Annotated in this window: 13 protein-coding genes; 3 read left to right on the top strand and 10 right to left on the bottom strand. The window is 74.2% G+C overall.

All coding sequences use genetic code 11. From position 1 onward, the window contains the following. Window positions 1-23: 23 nt before the first annotated feature. Window positions 24-1,175, bottom strand: a complete 1,152-nt coding sequence (locus ACZ4M5_RS18985; RefSeq protein ID WP_467738746.1) for an acyl-CoA dehydrogenase family protein — start codon at window positions 1,173-1,175, stop codon at window positions 24-26. Window positions 1,176-1,252: 77 nt separating this feature from the next. Here ACZ4M5_RS18985 and ACZ4M5_RS18980 point away from each other — a divergent pair, with 77 nt between their 5' ends. The 3 genes from ACZ4M5_RS18980 (at window position 1,253) to ACZ4M5_RS18970 (ending at window position 3,756) form a co-directional block, all read left to right on the top strand. Then, window positions 1,253-1,894: a TetR/AcrR family transcriptional regulator gene (locus ACZ4M5_RS18980; protein WP_467738227.1), complete on the top strand. Its 642-nt coding sequence runs from the start codon at window positions 1,253-1,255 to the stop codon at window positions 1,892-1,894. Between the two features lie 57 nt (window positions 1,895-1,951). Further along, window positions 1,952-2,662 (top strand): ArsR/SmtB family transcription factor, encoded by a 711-nt coding sequence (locus ACZ4M5_RS18975; protein ID WP_467738225.1) that lies wholly within the window; start codon window positions 1,952-1,954, stop codon window positions 2,660-2,662. 128 nt (window positions 2,663-2,790) lie between these two features. After that, complete coding sequence (locus ACZ4M5_RS18970) at window positions 2,791-3,756, top strand: DMT family transporter (RefSeq protein WP_467738223.1); 966 nt, start codon at window positions 2,791-2,793, stop codon at window positions 3,754-3,756. A gap of 147 nt (window positions 3,757-3,903) precedes the next feature. Here ACZ4M5_RS18970 and ACZ4M5_RS18965 read toward each other — a convergent pair whose 3' ends face one another. From ACZ4M5_RS18965 to ACZ4M5_RS18925, 9 genes are all read right to left on the bottom strand, one after another. After that, on the bottom strand, window positions 3,904-4,986 hold the full coding sequence (locus ACZ4M5_RS18965) for a Zn-dependent alcohol dehydrogenase (RefSeq protein ID WP_467738221.1): 1,083 nt from the start codon (window positions 4,984-4,986) through the stop codon (window positions 3,904-3,906). Window positions 4,987-5,005: 19 nt separating this feature from the next. After that, window positions 5,006-6,394, bottom strand: a complete 1,389-nt coding sequence (locus tag ACZ4M5_RS18960; RefSeq protein ID WP_467738219.1) for an aldehyde dehydrogenase family protein — start codon at window positions 6,392-6,394, stop codon at window positions 5,006-5,008. 128 nt (window positions 6,395-6,522) lie between these two features. Then, a complete protein-coding gene (locus tag ACZ4M5_RS18955) occupies window positions 6,523-7,863 on the bottom strand; it encodes an ABC transporter ATP-binding protein (RefSeq protein ID WP_467738217.1) in 1,341 nt (446 codons plus the stop codon). 187 nt (window positions 7,864-8,050) lie between these two features. Beyond that, complete coding sequence (locus ACZ4M5_RS18950) at window positions 8,051-9,364, bottom strand: class F sortase (RefSeq protein ID WP_467738215.1); 1,314 nt, start codon at window positions 9,362-9,364, stop codon at window positions 8,051-8,053. Window positions 9,365-9,761: 397 nt separating this feature from the next. After that, entirely contained in the window at window positions 9,762-10,349 is a 588-nt protein-coding gene (locus tag ACZ4M5_RS18945) for a hypothetical protein (RefSeq protein WP_398110520.1), read from the bottom strand. Between the two features lie 98 nt (window positions 10,350-10,447). Continuing rightward, window positions 10,448-11,731 (bottom strand): MFS transporter, encoded by a 1,284-nt coding sequence (locus tag ACZ4M5_RS18940; RefSeq protein WP_467738744.1) that lies wholly within the window; start codon window positions 11,729-11,731, stop codon window positions 10,448-10,450. Window positions 11,732-11,761: 30 nt separating this feature from the next. After that, window positions 11,762-13,213: a CitMHS family transporter gene (locus ACZ4M5_RS18935; protein ID WP_467738213.1), complete on the bottom strand. Its 1,452-nt coding sequence runs from the start codon at window positions 13,211-13,213 to the stop codon at window positions 11,762-11,764. Window positions 13,214-13,348: 135 nt separating this feature from the next. Next, window positions 13,349-15,640 (bottom strand): molybdopterin oxidoreductase family protein, encoded by a 2,292-nt coding sequence (locus ACZ4M5_RS18930; protein WP_467738211.1) that lies wholly within the window; start codon window positions 15,638-15,640, stop codon window positions 13,349-13,351. Between the two features lie 132 nt (window positions 15,641-15,772). Next, complete coding sequence (locus tag ACZ4M5_RS18925; protein ID WP_467738209.1) at window positions 15,773-16,393, bottom strand: TetR/AcrR family transcriptional regulator; 621 nt, start codon at window positions 16,391-16,393, stop codon at window positions 15,773-15,775. Window positions 16,394-16,896 lie beyond the last annotated feature (503 nt).

Below are 16,896 nucleotides of genomic sequence, written 5' to 3'. Positions count from 1 at the left end.
GCCCACGTACTCAGGTGCGCTACTCAGAACGCCGAGACGCCCGTCAGGGCCCGCCCGATGACCAGCTTCTGGATCTGGCTGGTGCCCTCGTAGAGCGTCATCACCCGGGCGTCGCGCAGCAGCTTGCCCGCCGGGTACTCGTCGATGTAGCCGTACCCGCCGAAGACCTGCAGGGCGTTGTTGGCGGCGCGCACGGCGGCCTCGGAGGCGAACAGCTTGGCCTTGGACGACTCGACGGCGAACGGCTGCCCCCGGTCGACGAGGTCGGCGACCCGCCAGGTCAGCAGCCGGGCGGCGTCCACGTCCACCGCGATGTCGCTGATCAGCTCCTGGACGAGCTGGTGGCGGGCGATGGACTTGCCGAACTGCTCGCGCTCGCCGGCGTACCGGACGGCGGCGTCGAGGGCCGCCTGGGCGATGCCGACGCATCCGGCGGCCACCGACATCCGGCCCTTGGCGAGGGCGGACATGGCGACGGAGAACCCCTTGCCCTCCTCCCCCAGCAGCGCGGAGGCCGGCACGCGCACGTCCTCCAGGACGAGCTCGGCGGTGGCCTGGCCACGCAGCCCGAGCTTGCCGTGGATGGTGCGCCGGGTCAGCCCCGGGGTGTCCGCCGGGACGAGGAAGGCGGAGACGCCCTTGTGGCCGGGGGCGTCGGTGGAGCGGGCGAAGAGCAGCACGACGTCGGCCCAGGTGCCGTTGGTGATGAACATCTTGCTGCCGTTGATGACGTAGTCGCCGCCCTCGCGCACGGCCCGGGTGCGCAGGCTGCCCGCGTCGGAGCCGGTGCCGGGCTCGGTCAGCCCGAAGCAGCCGACCGACTCGCCGGAGGTGAGCCCGGGCAGCCAGCGCCGCTTCTGCTCCTCGGTGCCCCAGGCGGCGACGGTCTTGGCGACCAGACCCAGCGAGACGGAGACGATGCCGCGCACGGACGAGTCGCCCCGGCCCAGCTCCTCGGTGACGAGGCAGTAGGCGAGATGGTCACCGCCGCTGCCGCCGTACCCCTCGTCGACCGTGAGACCCAGGAACCCGACCTCGCCGAGCTTCTTGACGATCGACCGGTCGACCTCCTCGGCACGGTCCCAGGCGACGACGTTCGGGGCGATCTCCCGCTCCACGAAGTCCCGCGCGAGCTGCCGTACCGCGCTCTGCTCCTCGCTGAGCTCCAGGTTCACCACGCGTCACCCCACTCGAAAGCCACACACTTAAATTAGCACTGCTAGTTTCTGTCGGCAGCCCTACTATGTGCGCCATGGCCCGACCGCGCAAGCCCCTGCTCAGCACCGACCGGATCGTCGAGACGGCCCGGGCGCTCGTGGACGCGGAGGGTCTCGCGGCCGTCTCCACGCGGCGGCTCGCCGCCGAACTGGGGGTCAGCGGCCCCTCGCTGTACAACCACTTCCGCACCAAGGACGAGATCCTGGAGGCGGTCGCCGACTCCGTGAGCGGCCAGGTGGACCTGTCGATGTTCCACGACGGCCGGGACTGGCGGGCCGCGCTGCACGACTGGGCCGTGTCCTACCGGGCCGCCCTGCGCGACCACCCCAACATCGTCCCGGTCCTGGCCCGCGGCCCCGGCCGCCGCCCGGCCGGGCTGCGCCTGGCGGACGCCGTCTACGGCGCGATGGTCGAGGCGGGCTGGCCCCCGGCCCAGGCCACCTCGATCGGCGCGCTGATGCGGTACTTCGTGATGGGCTCCGCGCTCGGCTCCTTCGCCGGGGGCTTCGTCGACGACGCCAGCGCCTACGACCCGGCCGACTACCCGCACCTGCAGCAGGCCCACCGTCTCGCGGAACAGCAGGAGAAGATCGACGAGCGCGCCTTCGAGACCGGGCTGACCGCCCTGCTGGACGGGCTGGCCGGCCAGTACGAGCGGGTCCGCGGCAGCGCGTAGGACGGTCCGCCCGGTACTTCGGCGCCGGCCGAACGGTCCGTGCGCGATGCTGGTGGCATGACCACGAGGGACCCGCAGGCCACGGCGCTGGCACGGCTCGCCGCGCTGTTCGCGGACGAGACGCGGGCCGCGTGCCTGCTCGCACTGCTCGACGGCCGGGCGTGGACCGCGGGTGAACTGGCCCGGCACGCCGGGGTCGCCGCGTCGACGCTGAGCGAGCACCTGGGCCGGCTGGTGACGGGCGGGCTGCTCGCCGAGGAGCGCCAGGGCCGCCACCGGTACGTGCGGCTGGCCGACGCGCGGACCGCCCAGTTGGTGGAGGACCTGGCCGCGCAGGTCTCCCCGGACCGGGCCGCCCGGCCGCGCAGTCTGCGGGAGTCCAGTGCCGGTTCGGCGATGGCCCGGGGCCGCACCTGCTACGACCACCTCGCCGGGCGGCTGGGCATCGCCGTCACCGACGCCCTGACGCGGCGCGGGCTGCTGCGGCAGGACACCGGGTTCGCGCTCACCGAGGCGGGACTGGCCTGGTTCGCGTCGGCCGGGATCGTCCTCGCGGCGCACGGCCGGCGGCCGCTGGCCCGGGCCTGCCTGGACTGGACCGAACGCCGGCCTCACCTGGCGGGCGTGGCGGGCGCGGCCCTGTGCCGGCACGCCCTGGACGCCGGGTGGTGCGTGCGGATCGGCTCCGAGCGGGCCGTGAAGGTGACGGCGGACGGCGAGCGGACCCTGTCCGACCTGCTGGGCGTGGAACCCGCCGAGCTGCGCTAGGGGGTGTCCGGGAAGTCCCTCCCCCCTCAGACGGGGACCCCCAGCCCCGCGACGCCCGGCACGCACTCGCGCCGCCCCGTCCGAAATCCGCGAGCGTCCCGCCGCGGTCCCCTCCTAGCCTCAGGAGCATGATGAACGACTCCCCTTCCCGTCCCGCCCGCAGAGCCGAGCTTCTGGCCGCCGGGGCGGCCGCGGTCACCGTGGTGCTGTGGGCGTCGGCCTTCGTGTCCATCCGCAGCGCGGGCGACGCGTACTCGCCGGGCGCCCTGGCGCTGGGGCGGCTGCTGGCCGGTGCGCTCACGCTGGGCGTGATCTGCCTGCTGCGGCGGGAGACGTGGCCGCCGCGCTCCGCCTGGCGCGGGATCGCGATCTCCGGGGTGCTCTGGTTCGGGTTCTACATGGTCGCCCTCAACTGGGGCGAGCAGCAGGTCGACGCCGGGACGGCCGCCCTGGTGGTGAACACCGGGCCCATCCTGATCGCGCTGCTGGGCTCCCGGCTGCTCGGCGACCCGATGCCGCCGCGGCTGCTCGCGGGCATGGGGGTGTCGTTCGCCGGTGCGGTCACCGTGGGGCTGTCGATGTCCGGGGAGGGCGGCTCCTCGGTCCTGGGTGTGGTGCTGTGCCTGCTCGCGGCGATCGCGTACGCCGGTGGTGTCGTGGCGCAGAAGCCGGCGCTGGGTACGGCCAGCCCGCTGCAGGTGACGACGTTCGGCTGCCTGGTCGGCGCGGTGGTGTGCCTGCCGTTCGCGGGGCAGCTCGTGCAGGAGGCCGCCCGCGCACCCGCGTCCGCGACGCTCAACATGGTGTACCTGGGCGTCTTCCCGACCGCCCTGGCGTTCACGACGTGGGCGTACGCCCTGTCCCGGACGACGGCGAGCCGGATGGGCGCGACGACGTACGCGGCGCCCGCGCTGGTCGTGCTGATGTCCTGGCTGTTCCTCGGCGAGGTGCCCGGGCTGCTGACGCTGGCCGGCGGTGTGCTGTGCCTGGCGGGTGTGGCGGTGTCCCGGTCGCGGGCGCGGTCGGGACGGGCGAAGGCTCCGGGAGCGGCCGGGGAGCCTTCGCCCGAGCGGGCCCCGGACTCAGCCCGCTGAGCCGTCGGCGGATCCGTCCGCGGATCCGTCCGCGATCCGTCCGCGATCCGTCCGCGGTCTCCGGCTCCGCGGAACGCGCCCGGCCCGCGAGGACGGTGATGCGAGGGCCCCGGTCTCGGGTGAGACCGGGGCGCGGGTGTGTGCGGGCTAGAAGACGACCAGGGCGCGGCCGCCCTTGCCCGCCAGCATGTTCTCGAAGGCGGCCGGGATGCCGTCGAGGGAGATGCGCTCCGTCACCAGGGCGGAGAGGTCCAGGCGGCCCGCCCGGACGTGTCCGGCCAGCACGGGCAGGTCCCGGGCGGGGTCGGAGTTGCCGTAGACGCAGCCGGAGAGGGTGCGGCCCCAGTGGAAGATCTCCAGGGCGTTGAAGGTGACCTGCTGGTCCTTGCCGCCGATGCCGACGACGGTGGTCCGGCCGCCGCGGCGGGTGGAGTCCCAGGCCGCGCGGATGGTGACCGCCCGTCCGGCGCACTCGACGGCGACGTCGACGCCCTGCTTGCCGGTCAGGCCGCGGATCTCGCGGGCGGTGGTGTCGGAGGCGACGAGGTAGTCGGTGGCACCGGCCGCGCGGGCCAGGTCCTCCTTCGCCGGGGAGACGTCCACGGCGACGATCTTGGAGGCGCCCGCGATACGGGCCGACTGGATCGCCGCGAGCCCCACTCCCCCCACCCCGAACACCGCGACCGTCTCGCCCGCCCCTACCCGGGCGGAGTGGTGGACGGCGCCGTAGCCGGTGAGGACCGCGCAGCCGAGGAGGGCGGCGTCCGCGAGCGGGATGCCGTCCGGGACGGTCAGGACGCAGTCGGCGGGCACGACGGTCTCCTCGGCGAACGCGGCGACGTTCAGGCCCGGGTGGAGGTCGGTGCCCTCACCGGTGCGCGCGTGGACGCGGGCGGCGCCGTTCAGGGCGTTGGCGCACAGCCAGACCTCGCCCAGCGAGCAGGCGTGGCAGGAGCCGCAGGACGGCGCCCAGTTGAGGACGACCCCGTCGCCGGGGGCGAGGTGGGTGACGCCCTCGCCGACGGCGACGACCGTGCCGGCGCCCTCGTGCCCGAGGACGGCCGGGACGGGCAGGCGCATGGTGCCGTTGGACAGGGACAGGTCGGAGTGGCAGACCCCGGCGGCGACGAGCCGGACCCGGACCTGCCCGGGTCCGGGGTCGGGCAGGTCGATGCCGGTGATCTCCAGCGGGGCACCCACGGCGGGCAGGACGGCGGCGCGTACGGCCATGACGGAAGGACTCCCCTGACTAGAACTGGAGGGACTTGGTCTGGAGGTACTCGGCCAGGCCGTGGACGCCGAGTTCGCGGCCCACCCCGGACTGCTTGTAGCCGCCGAAGGGGGCGAGGGGGTTGAAGCGGCCGCCGTTGATGTCGACCTGGCCGGTCTCCATCCGGCGGGCGAAGGCCACCGCCTCGGCCTCCTCCCCGGCCCAGACGGCCCCGGCCAGGCCGTAGACCGTGCCGTTGGCGATGCGCAGGGCGTCCTCCTCGTCCTCGTAGGCGAGGATCGACAGGACCGGGCCGAAGATCTCCTCCTGCGCGATGGTCATGCCCTCGGTGACGTCGGCGAAGACGGTCGGGCTGACGAAGTAGCCGGTCCCGCGCGGTGCTTCGGGGCCGCCGGCGACCAGGCGCGCGCCCTCGGCGACGCCCTTCTCGATGTAGCCGCGCACCCGGTCGCGCTGCGTGGCGTTGACGACCGGGCCGATGCGCTCGCCGTACTTGGCGGCGGCCGTCGCGGCGAGCTCCACCGCCTCGTCGTAGCGGTCGCGGTGGACCAGCATCCGGGTCCAGGCGCTGCACGTCTGCCCCGAGTTGGACATGACGTTGGCGACGCCGACGTTGACGGCCTTGGCGAGGTCGGCGCTCGGCAGGATGACGTTGGCGGACTTGCCGCCGAGTTCGAGGGCGACCTTCTTGACCTGCCCGGCGGCGATCGCGGCGATGCGGCGGCCGACGGCGGTGGATCCGGTGAAGGAGACCAGGTCGACACCGGGATGCTCGGCGAGTGCCTGGCCGGCGACCGGGCCGAGGCCGGTGACCAGGTTGAAGGCGCCCGCCGGGAGACCGGCCTCGTGCACGGCGTCGGCGAAGAGGCGGGCGACCAGCGGGGTGTCCTCGGCCGGCTTCACCACGACCGTGCAGCCGGCGGCGAGGGCCGGGGCGACCTTGGCGACGATCTGGTGCAGCGGGTAGTTCCAGGGGGTGATCGCGGCCACGACACCGATCGGCTCGTGGTGCACGACCGAGTTGCCGGTCTTCTCCTCGAAGGAGTACGTCGCCGCCAGCTCGGCGTAGGAGCCCGCGACCGCGATCGGCACGGCCGCGTGGACGGCCTGGGAGAACTTCAGCGGCGAGCCGAGTTCGGCCGTGACGGTCTCGGCGATCTCGTCGGCCCGGGCCGCGAGCACGTCCCGCAGCGCGGACAGCCGTGCCGCGCGCTCGGCGGGAGGAGTGGCGGCCCAGGCCGGCAGGGCCGCGCGGGCGGCCCGGACGGCGGCGTCGACGTCCTCGGCGGTGCCGGCCGGGACCGTGCCGATGACCTGCTCGTCGACCGGGTTCACGACCTCGATCACGTCCTGGCCGGCGGCCGGGCGCCAGGCACCCCCGATGTACATGCCGTCGTATGCCTTCATCGCGCTTCCTCCGGGGCGGGGCGTCGTCGTCCGGTACATAAACTAGCGACGATAGTTTTCCGGCGCCAGACATCCCCGGGTTCGGCTCGTCACAGCACGGCCGGGGTCCCGCCCGGGTGCGCCGCCGCTCACTCCTCCAGGTCTGGCAGGCGCGCCGGATTGGGGCAGATGCGGTCGCCGTGCTGGTCGAAGACGAACAGGTGGGCGAGGTCGACGAGGAGCGGCACCTGCATGCCGTGGCGCAGGGCGAGGTCCGGTGTCGTCCGCACGATCAGGTCGCCGGGCAGGCGCGGCTCGGCGGACTCCTGTCCCGTTCCGGCGTCCCGGGGGTCCTCCAGGTCGACCACGGGCCCGGCGCGTCCGGCCAGGGCCCGCTCCCGCAGCCGGGTGAGCACCGAGACCTCGCGGCGGCGGCGCCGCACCTGACGGCCGGGGCGCGGGCGCGGTGCCTCCAGGTCGGGTACGACGGCGGGGCTGGAGCCGGTGTCGAAGTGCACCAGGATCTCGTGCCCCTGGAACTCCACGTGCTCGACCAGCCCGGTCAGGGGGACCTCGCCGGGCCGGGCCGCACTGTGCTTGGCGATCCGCACGGCCTCCGAGCGCAGGCCCACGATGATCTCCCGGCCCTGCTGCACGCGCAGCAACTGGTGGTCCAGGGACAGCGGTTCGGGCAGGCGCAGGAACTGCTTGCCCAGGCTGATGGTCATCGCCCCGTCCAGCGGTGCGCGCACCAGGCCGCGCAGCAGGTTGATGCGCGGGGTGCCGATGAACGCGGCGACGAAGACGTTGTTCGGCAGGGCGTAGACCTGTCTGGGCGTGCCGACCTGCTGCAGGACTCCGCCGCGCAGCACCGCGACCCGGTCGCCGAGCGACATCGCCTCGGACTGGTCGTGGGTCACGTACACCGTGGTGACACCGAGTTCCTGGGTCAGCCGGAAGATCTCGGCGCGCAGGTGGGTGCGGAGCTTCGCGTCGAGGTTGGACAGCGGCTCGTCCATGAGGAAGGCCGAGGGGTGGCGGGAGATGGCCCGGCCCATCGCGACCCGCTGGCGCTCCCCGCCGGACAGCTGCCCGGGCAGGCGGTCGAGGAGGTCCTCGATGCCCAGCATGCGGGCGGTGGCGTCCACGCGGGCGCGGTGGTCGACGCCCGGGGCCTCGATGCGCAGCGGGAAGCCGATGTTGTCGCGGCTGGTCATGGTCGGGTACAGGGCGAAGTTCTGGAAGACCATCGCCATGTCCCGGCCGGAGGGCGGCAGGTCGTTGGCGTACTCGCCGTCGAGCAGCAGCATGCCCTCGTCGATCTCCTCCAGGCCGGCGATCATTCTGAGCACGGTCGACTTGCCGCAGCCGGAGGGGCCGAGCAGCACGAGGAACTCGCCCGGGGCGATGTCCAGCGACAGCCGGTCCACCACGCGGGCGCCGCGCGTGTAGGCCTTGCTGACGTCGTGCAGGGAGATGGCGCGTGTCATGAGGGGCCCCCGAGGGGTCGTCAGGGCGCTGGTGCTCCGCGGTCGGGAGCCCCGTACGGGTCGTACGGGGCTGTGGGTCACGGAAGTTAACGGAATGTGCGCGGCGGGGGGAAGACACCGGTCGGGATCGGGTGCTCCCGTCCATCTGGTGAGAAGGCGGACGGCCCGGTGCGGCCGGGCCGCCCGGTCAGCGGACGGCGGTGAGGTGGGCGAAGACCACGACGTTCCCCGAGTAGCCCTTCCTGCGGTCGTAGCTGCCTCCGCAGGTGATCAGCCGCAGCTCGGGGCGTCCACGGGCGCCGTACACCTCCTGGCTCGGGAAGTGCGCCTTCTCGTAGGACCTGACCCGGTCCACGGTGTAGACGGCGGTCCGGCCGTCGGCGCGGCGGACCTTCACGATCCGGCCCTTGCTCAGTTCGGGCAGCCCCGCGAACACGGCCGGGCCGCTGTCGGTGTCCAGGTGCCCGACCGCCACGGCCGTGCCCTGCCCGCCCGGTGCGGCGCCCTGCTCGTACCAGCCGACGAGTTTCGGGTCGTCGCCCGGCGGAGCGGTCAGCCGGTGCTCGCGGTCGAGACCGAGGGACATCACCGGGGCGTCGGTCCGGAGGTAGGGGATCAGCAGCCGCGTCGCACGGGAGTACGGCAGCGGCCGCAGGGCCGGACGGGGCCGGGGTGGAGGGGCGGCAGCCGGAGGGCGCGCCCGGGCGGAACGGGCGGCTGCGGGCCGCGTGGGACGTGCCGGGTGGTCCTCGGCGCGGGACCCGCGTACGGCGGGGCTGCGGCCCGGTGACGCCGTGGTCCGCGCGCCGGGCGTGCGCGACGGGGCGGCGGCGGGCCCGGTGCGGCGGGGCTCGGCCGTACGGGCGCCGGGTGCCGGGGCGGCCGGAGCCGGGGAACGCCGGGCGGGGGCACCGGGGAGGGCTGTGGCGGAGCGGTCCGAGACCCCGGGGACGGCGGCCGTGCCGGTCCCGGAGCCGCGCGGGGGCGCGTCGGCGCCGGTTCCGGATCCGGCCGGAGGCGCGGCCGAGCCGGCCCGGGGATCGTCCGGCAGACCGGCCGCGGCGGCCCGGGCGGAACCGGGCGGGAGGGCCGCGACCGCGTTCCCCGTGTCGCCGCCCCAGTTCAAGGAGAACCCCATGACCAGCACCGACACCCCCACGACCACGGTCCGCGCCAGCCGGAAGGCCCGGGTGCGGTACCAGGGCCGCCGCGCGCGCGGCCACCGCCCACCGGGGCCGGCGGGCCCCTCGTGCCACCCGCCGAAGCCACCGGAACCGGAGCCGGATCCGTAGCCGGAGCCGGATCCGTAGCCGGAGCCGGAGACGGGCACGGACGCGGAGACGGAGCCGTAACCGTAGCCGGAACGCAGCGGCTGGTCCGCTCCGCGGGCAGGCGCCCGCCGTCCGGCCGGGCGGGCGCCGCCGTGTGCGGCGTCGCGGCGGCCACCGGCCGGCCGCCGGTCTCCAGGGGTGGTCCTCCCGGCGGCCCCCCGGGCGCCCACGTCCCCGTACCGCCCTTGCGGCACCGGGCCGGCCCGACGCCACTCCGGCGGATTGGGGCCGGTCCCACGTCCCTTCGAGCGGCCAAGGCCGTCCCCACGCCGCCCCGTCGACGAAGGACCGGCCCGACGCCGCTCCGGCGGAACGGGGACGGTCCTACGCCCCTCGGGCGGCACGCGGCTGGGCCTACGTCCCTCCGGCAGGGCAGAGCCGGTGTCACGCCGCCCCTTCGCCGGCGCAGAGCCGGAGCCGCGCCACCCCGCCGGCGCAGGGCCGGACCCACGCCACCCGGCCGGCGCAGGGCCGGAGCCGCGCCGCGCCGTCGGGGCCGGGCCGGGTTCCGGACCGGTCCGGCCCCCGCCCCGTTCCACCCGAGCGGAGCGATCCGCGGAGCCGGTCCTACGCGGCGCCATCGGGGCGGCGACGGAGCCGGAACCAGACCGTCCCGGCCACGGCGGCCAGGCCGACCGCCGCCGCGCCGGCCACCGGGGTGAAGGCCTCGCCGCGGGCGATGCCGCCACCGCCCGCCGGCGGGCCGCCGACCGGCGTCGTCGGCTTGGAGGTCGGGCAGTCGACCTTGAACACCTTGAACTTACCCGCGCCGTTGGCCTGGTCGGTCAGCCAGGTCAGCTTGTACTGCCCGTTGGGCAGGTCGACGGCCTTGCTGCGGGCCCGCCCGGTCGGGTCGGCGGTGACCGTGCCGCTGCGGGTCGCCCCACCGGGGACCTCGGGCTCGGTCTGGATGGTCCAGTTGACCCGCTCGCCCGCGTCGAAGTTGAACGCGGCGAGGTAGAAGTCGCAGACCTTCGGGTCGTTGCGCTGGTTGTCGGCGGTCGTCGTGGTGGCGTGGATCTTGACGTCTCCGTTGTCCCCCGGGATCGGAGCGGCGACGGCGGGCACCCCGCTCAGGGTGATCCCCGTGAGGGTGAGGGCGGCGAGGACGGCGGACCGGGTGCCGGCACGGCGCGCGAGGGGTACGACGGGCATGAAGATGCCTCCAAGTCAGATGATTTTCATACAAACACCGTCACCTGACTCTCTGTCACCTCACCGGCGATTCGCGTGCAGCCCCGCCCTGCGACACGTCAGATATCGCTCTTACGGCGCAGCGGCACCCCGCGCCGGCGGCTTCGGCGCGCGCTGTCCGGCTCCCCGCCGGGCTCCCCGCCGGGCTCCGGCTCCCCGGCAGCCCCGCCCCGCGGCTCCCTCGGCGAGCGCACGGCGACCCCCGAGGACAGCAGCAACAGCACCCCGAGCATCACGAACGGTGCCGCCACGCCCGCGACACCGGCGACGAGCCCGGCCGCGGCGGGGGCGGCGACCTGTCCGAGCCGGTTGCCGGTGAGCCGCAGCGCCAGGGCCGTGGAGCGGGCGTCGTCGGGGGCGGCCTGGACGACCGTCGTCATGGACAAGGGCTGCCCGACGCCGAGGCAGAAACCGAGCGCGACCAGCAGCAGGCCGAGCGCCCACACCGGTAGCGGCAGGGCGATGCCCGCGCACAGCAGGGCCGCCAGCAGACACGTCACGGTGAGCAGCACGGTACGGCCCAGCAGCCGCAGCAGCGGCGTCAGCACCAGGCGGCAGGCGATGGTGGCCGCGGCGCGCAGGCTCAGCAGGACACCGATCACGGAGGGCGCGATGCCGCGATGCTCGCCCACCACCGGGAGGTAGGCGGTGAGGATGTCGGTCGCGGACAGCACGGCGAGGCTGATGAGGATGCCCGCCGGCACGCCCCGGGTGCGCAGGATGCGCCCGACCGGGACCCGCTCCCCCGAGCCGTCGCGCGAGGCCGCGGCCGGACGGCGGTGCTCGATGCGCCACAGCGAGGTGAACGCGACGGCCGCGGTCGCACCCGCCGCGACCAGGGCGAGGGCGCTGGTGCCGGCCATGTCCTCACCGCCGATCAGGACGCCCGCGGCGATGGGGCCGACGAGCTGGCCGAGCGCGGCCCCGATGGTGAAGTGGCCGAAGTTGCGGTCCTGTTCGTGCGGCGCGGACTGGCGGGCGACGAGGGACTGGGCGCCGATGACGAAGCAGAGGTGCCCGAGGCCCATCACCCCGCTCCACAGGGCCATCGTCCCCAGCGAGCCGGCGACGCCGCTGAGGGCGCAGCCACCGGCGATCAGAACCACACCGAACGGCAGCAGGGGCGCGCACCGGCCGTGGTCGGTACGGCGGCCCAGGGGCACGGCCGCGAACAGGGGCAGCAGTGCGTAGACACCGGCGATCACGCCGACGGCCCGTTCGTCCGCGCCGAGCGCGAGGGCCCGGTAGGAGACGGCGGGCCGGGCCATCGACACGGCCCCCTGCGCGAAGCCGAAGGCGATGACGAGGCGGAGCAGCCAGCCGCGGTTCCCACCGGGCCTCACGATGACGTCCTCCATACGGTCATACGGTTCTCAGATGATTCCGAAGAGCATGCCCGCCGCGAGGATGGCGAGACAGGTGAGGGCGGCCCACTTCACGACGAACCTGGTGTGGTCGCCGAACTCCACCTTGGCCATGCCGACCAGCACGTACACGGCCGGGACGAGCGGGCTGGACATGTGCAGCGGCTGGCCGACCAGGGAGGCGCGGGCCATCTCCAGCGGGGAGACCCCGTGCGCGGCGCCGGCCTCGGCGAGGACGGGCAGGACGCCGAAGTAGAAGCCGTCGTTGGACATGAAGTAGGTGAGCGGAAGGCTCAGGATGCCGGTGACGAGGGCCATGTGCGGGCCCATGCCGGCCGGGATGACGTCGACCATCCACGTGGCCATGTGGTCGACCATGCCGGTGCCCTGGAGGACGCCGGTGAAGACGGCGGCGGCGAAGACCATGCCGGAGACGTTCAGGACGTTGTCGGCGTGTGCGGCGAGCCGGGCCTTCTGGTCGGGGATGTTCGGGAAGTTCACCGACAGCGCGATCGCGGCGCCCAGCAGGAACAGCACGGGGATCGGCAGCAGTTCCGTGATCATGGCGGCCAGCAGGGCGACCGTGAGCAGCGCGTTGAACCAGTAGAGCCTCGGGCGCAGGGTGGCGCGGTTCGGGTCGAGGCCCTGGAAGCCGTCGTCCCCGGCGGGGCCGCCCGTGCCGCCCGTGCCGCCGGTGCCGCCGGTGCCCTCGGGGGCGTCCGTGCCGGAACCGGTGCCGGCCGCGCCGCTCTTGCGCAGGGAGACCGTGCCGTCGCCCGGGCCGCCGGCGCCCACCAGGACCGTCTCGGTCTCCTTCTCCTCCTCCAGCACCTGGTCCAGCGTCAGCACGCCGAGCCGCCGCCGCTCGCGCACGCCGAGGACGTAGGAGAGGGCGAGCACGAAGAGCAGGCCCACCGCGAGTGCCGGGATCATCGGGACGAAGATGTCGCTGGCGTCGAGCTTGAGCGCGGTCGCGGCGCGGGCGGTCGGGCCGCCCCAGGGCAGGGTGTTCATCACGCCGTTGGCCATGGCGGCGACACCGGTCATCACGACCATGCTCATCTTCAGGCGCTTGTACAGCGGATACATCGCCGAGACGGTGATCATGAAGGTGGTGGAGCCGTCACCGTCCAGCGACACGATCGCGGCCAGCACGGCGGTGCCGACGACGATCCGCATCGGGTCGGCTTTGCAGAACTTGAGGATGCCGCGGACGATCGGGTCGAAGAGCCCGACGTCGATCATGACGCCGAAGTAGACGATCGCGAACATGAGCATCGCCGCGGTGGGGGCGAGGCTGGTCACGCCGTCGATGACGTAGTCACCGAGGTGGGCGCCCTTGCCGACGAACACGCAGAACAGCGCGGGGATCAGCACGAGCGCCGCGATCGGCGACATCTTCTTCATCATGATCAGGACCAGGAAGGTCGCGATCATGGCGAAGCCGAGGATGGTCAGCATGAGTGGATACCTAACGTTCGCCCTTGAACATCCCACCAGGGCCGGCGGTGTCCGCGACGTTAGGTGCCGTCGAGCAGCGTTAACAAGATGTTGACGTGCGAGCAATAAGCGCAAAACTGCTGGTCACAGCTTTGCTCAGGTCAGCGCGCCGAACTCGTCGGCCGAGGGCGCGGTGCCCGGGGCGCTCTGCGGTGCGGTCTGCGGTGCGGTCTGCGGCGCCACCTCGACCGGCACTCCGTTGAGGACCGCGTTGCCCGACAGCGGGTCCAGGAGACGGCCGTCGAGGAGCTGGTTGACGTTGACGCCGGGGTTCTTCGCGGCGTGGCCGAGGCGGGTCCCCGGACGGTCGTGGCCCCAGCCGTGCGGCAGGCTCACCACTCCCCTGCGGACCGTGTCGGTCACCTCGGCCGGGGCGGTGACCTCTCCCCCGGAGCCCTTCACCCGTACCGGCGCCCCGTCCGCGACGCCGAGCCGCTCGGCGTCCTCGGGGTGGATGTGCAGGGTGCAGCGGTTCGAACCGCCGGTGAGGGCGGGCACGTTGTGCATCCAGCTGTTGTTGGAGCGCAGGTGCCTGCGGCCCACCAGGACGAGCCCCGCGGGGCGGACGGCCAGGGCCGCGCGCAGGCGGGGCAGGTCCGCGGCGATCGGGCCGGGCAGCAGCTCCACCTTGCCGCTGCGGGTCTTCAGGGGCTGCGGCAGGCGGGGCCGGAGCGGGCCGAGGTCGATGCCGTGCGGGTGTGCGAGCACCTTCTCCAGGCTGAGCCCGTCCGGTCGCACGCCGAAGCCGTCGCCGTAGGGGCCGAGGCGCAGCATCATGTCCAGGCGTCGTTCGGGGCCGGTGTCGCCGGTGAGCCGGCCGGCGAGCTCGCGTGGGTCGCGGCCGTGGACCGGCGAGTGGGGCTCCTTCACCGCCTTGCCGAGGGTCTGGTCGACGACCATGTGGTCGACGGCCGCCGGATCGGCTCCGTGCATGCCCGTGACGGCCAGGATCAGCCGCGCCAGGATCTCCGTCTCGGCCATGCGGTCCGGCTCCAACTCGATCGCGGGGCGCGTGTAGCGGACCTGGTTGCGCACGGCGAGGGTGTTGAAGGCGAAGTCGTGGTGCGGGCTGCGGGAGGGCGGGGGCGGCGGCAGGACCACGTGGGCGTGGCGTGAGGTCTCGTTCAGGTACGGGTCGACGCTGACCATGAAGTCCAGCGAGTCGAGGGCCTTGTCGAGCCGGTCACCGTCGGGTGCGGACAGCACCGGGTTGGCGGCGACGGCGATCAGCGCGCGCACCGGTTCGCCCTCGTCGGTGGCGGTGTCGATCTCCTCCGCCAGGGCGGACAGGGGCAGTTCGCCCTTGGCCTCGGGGTGCCGGCTCACGCGCGAGTGCCAGCGTCCGAGGGCGAAGCCGTGGCCGGGCCCGGCCGGGCGCGGGGTCCGGTCGGTGGCCGCCTGCGGGAAGAGGGCGCCGCCGGGCCGGTCGAGGTTGCCGGTGAGGACGTTGAGGACGTCGACGAGCCAGCTGGCGAGCGTGCCGTGCGGGACGGTGCAGCTGCCGATGCGGCCGTAGACGGCGGCGGTGGGGGCGGCCGCGAGGTCGCGGGCCAGGGCGCGGATGAGGCCGGCCTCCACGTCGCAGGCCCCCGCCACGGCTTCGGGAGTGAAGTCCCGCAGGGCTTCGGACAGTTCGTCCAGGCCCTGGACGTGCGGGGTCGGGTCGACGAGGTCCTCGTCGAAGAGCACGCGGGCCATCGCCGCCAGCAGCAGGGCGTCGGTGCCGGGCCGGACGGCGATGTGCCGGTCGGCGAGCTTGGCGGTGCGGGTGCGCCGCGGGTCGACCACGACGAGGGTGCCGCCGCGGGCCTTGAGGGCCTTGAGTTTGCCGGGGAAGTCGGCGGCGGTGCACAGACTCCCGTTGGACTCCAGCGGGTTGGCTCCGATGAGGAGCAGATGGTCGGTGCGGTCGAGGTCGGGCACCGGGATCGCGTTCGCGTCACCGAAGAGCAGACCGCTGGAGACGTGCTTGGGCATCTGGTCGACGGTGGAGGCGGTGAAGACGCTGCGGGTGCCGAGCCCGGCGAGCAGGACGGGCGGGTAGAGGGCCCCGGCCATGGTGTGCACGTTCGGGTTGCCGAGCACGACGCCGACCGCGTTCGGGCCGTGCCGCTCGACGATCGGCCGGATTCCGGCGGCGACCGCGTCGAAGGCCTCTTCCCAGGTCGCCTCGCGCAGTTCGCCGTCCCGGCGGACGAGGGGGGTGCGCAGCCGGTCGGGGTCGGAGTCGACGGCGCCGAAGGAGGCGCCCTTGGGGCAGATGAAGCCCCGGCTGAACACGTCGTCACGGTCGCCGCGGGCGCGGGTGACCTGCGTCCCCTCGATGGTGAGGGTCAGGCCGCAGGTGGCCTCGCACAGGGGGCAGATACGCAGGGCGGTGCGGGACACGGGTCCTCCCGGGACGGCGGCGACGGTACGCGCTGACCCGCTGAGCATACCGACCGGTATGCATGGAGGGGAGGCCCTTGCCGGCATCGTCTGCCGTCGGCGGATCGGGGCGGGAGCCGTTCTCGGGGAAGGTCAGTCGAGCACACGCGAGAGATAGGCCCGCAGCATCTGCCGCGCCTCCTCGATGACCTGGGGATCACCTTCGGGCGCGACCCGGAAGGCCAGGTGCACGAGGGTGTCGGCGGTCTCGACGGCGACGAGGAACATGCGGCGCAGGTCCTCGTCCGGTTCACGGTCGAGGTAGCCGGCCAGCAACTCGGTGAGGCGGTCGGCGACGCGGTGGTTCGGTTCGGCCTGGCGGGCGCCGACCGGGATCTGGTTGCCGAAGTCGACGAGGGAGAAGCCGGGGGCGGTCCGCTTCATCTCCAGGTACTCGTCGAGCACGGCGTCCATGGCCCCGCGCCAGCCGCCCTCGGCACCGGCGCCCTCCAGCCGCTGGGCGATGCGCACGGTGTACCGCTCGAGGTTGCGCTGCGCCAGCGCGTCGGCCATCTGCCGCTTGTTGCCGAAGAAGCGGTACACCGAGCCGATGGGCACTCCGGCGCGCTGAGCGACGGCCCGGGTGCTCAGGGCGTCGTAGCCGACCTCGTCGAGGAGGTCGGCACAGGCGTCGAGGATCCGGGTCAGCCGTTCCGCGCTGCGCCGCTGCACGGGCGCACGGCGGAGGGGTGTCGTGGGGGGCACGGGTTTCATGATGCCCCTAGGCCCCGGCCGGGTGAACCCAGCCCCCACCCGGTGCCGGGTTCCCGGCCGGGGACACCCACGCCACGGCCGGTGCCGGGTTCCCGGCCGGGGACACCGCCGCCACGGCCGGCCCGGGCGGGAAGAACCCCGCGACGGGCCGACCGCCCACCCAGGTCGAACTCTCCCTGCGGCACACCGCCGCCACGGCCCGCCCGTCCGGGGAACCGGCGAGCAGGCCGCCTCCCGAGGACGGAAGTCCCGCCCGGCACACCGGCCCCGTGGCCGAGCCCTCCGGGAATCCCACGGCAAGCCGACCGCCCACCCAAGGCGCACTCTCCCCCCGGCACACCGCCGCCACGGCCCGCCCGTCCGGGGAAGGACCGGCGAGCAGGCCGCCGCCCGAGGACGGAAGTCCCACCCGGCACACCGGCCCCGTGGCCGAGCCCTCCGGGAATCCCACGGCAAGCCGACCGCCCACCCAAGGCGCACTCTCCCCCCGGCACACCGCCGCC

The organism is Streptomyces sp. NPDC026246, from assembly GCF_055567995.1.
The sequence above is the reverse complement of the archived record's forward strand: the minus strand, read 5'-3'. Positions and strand labels throughout refer to the sequence as shown.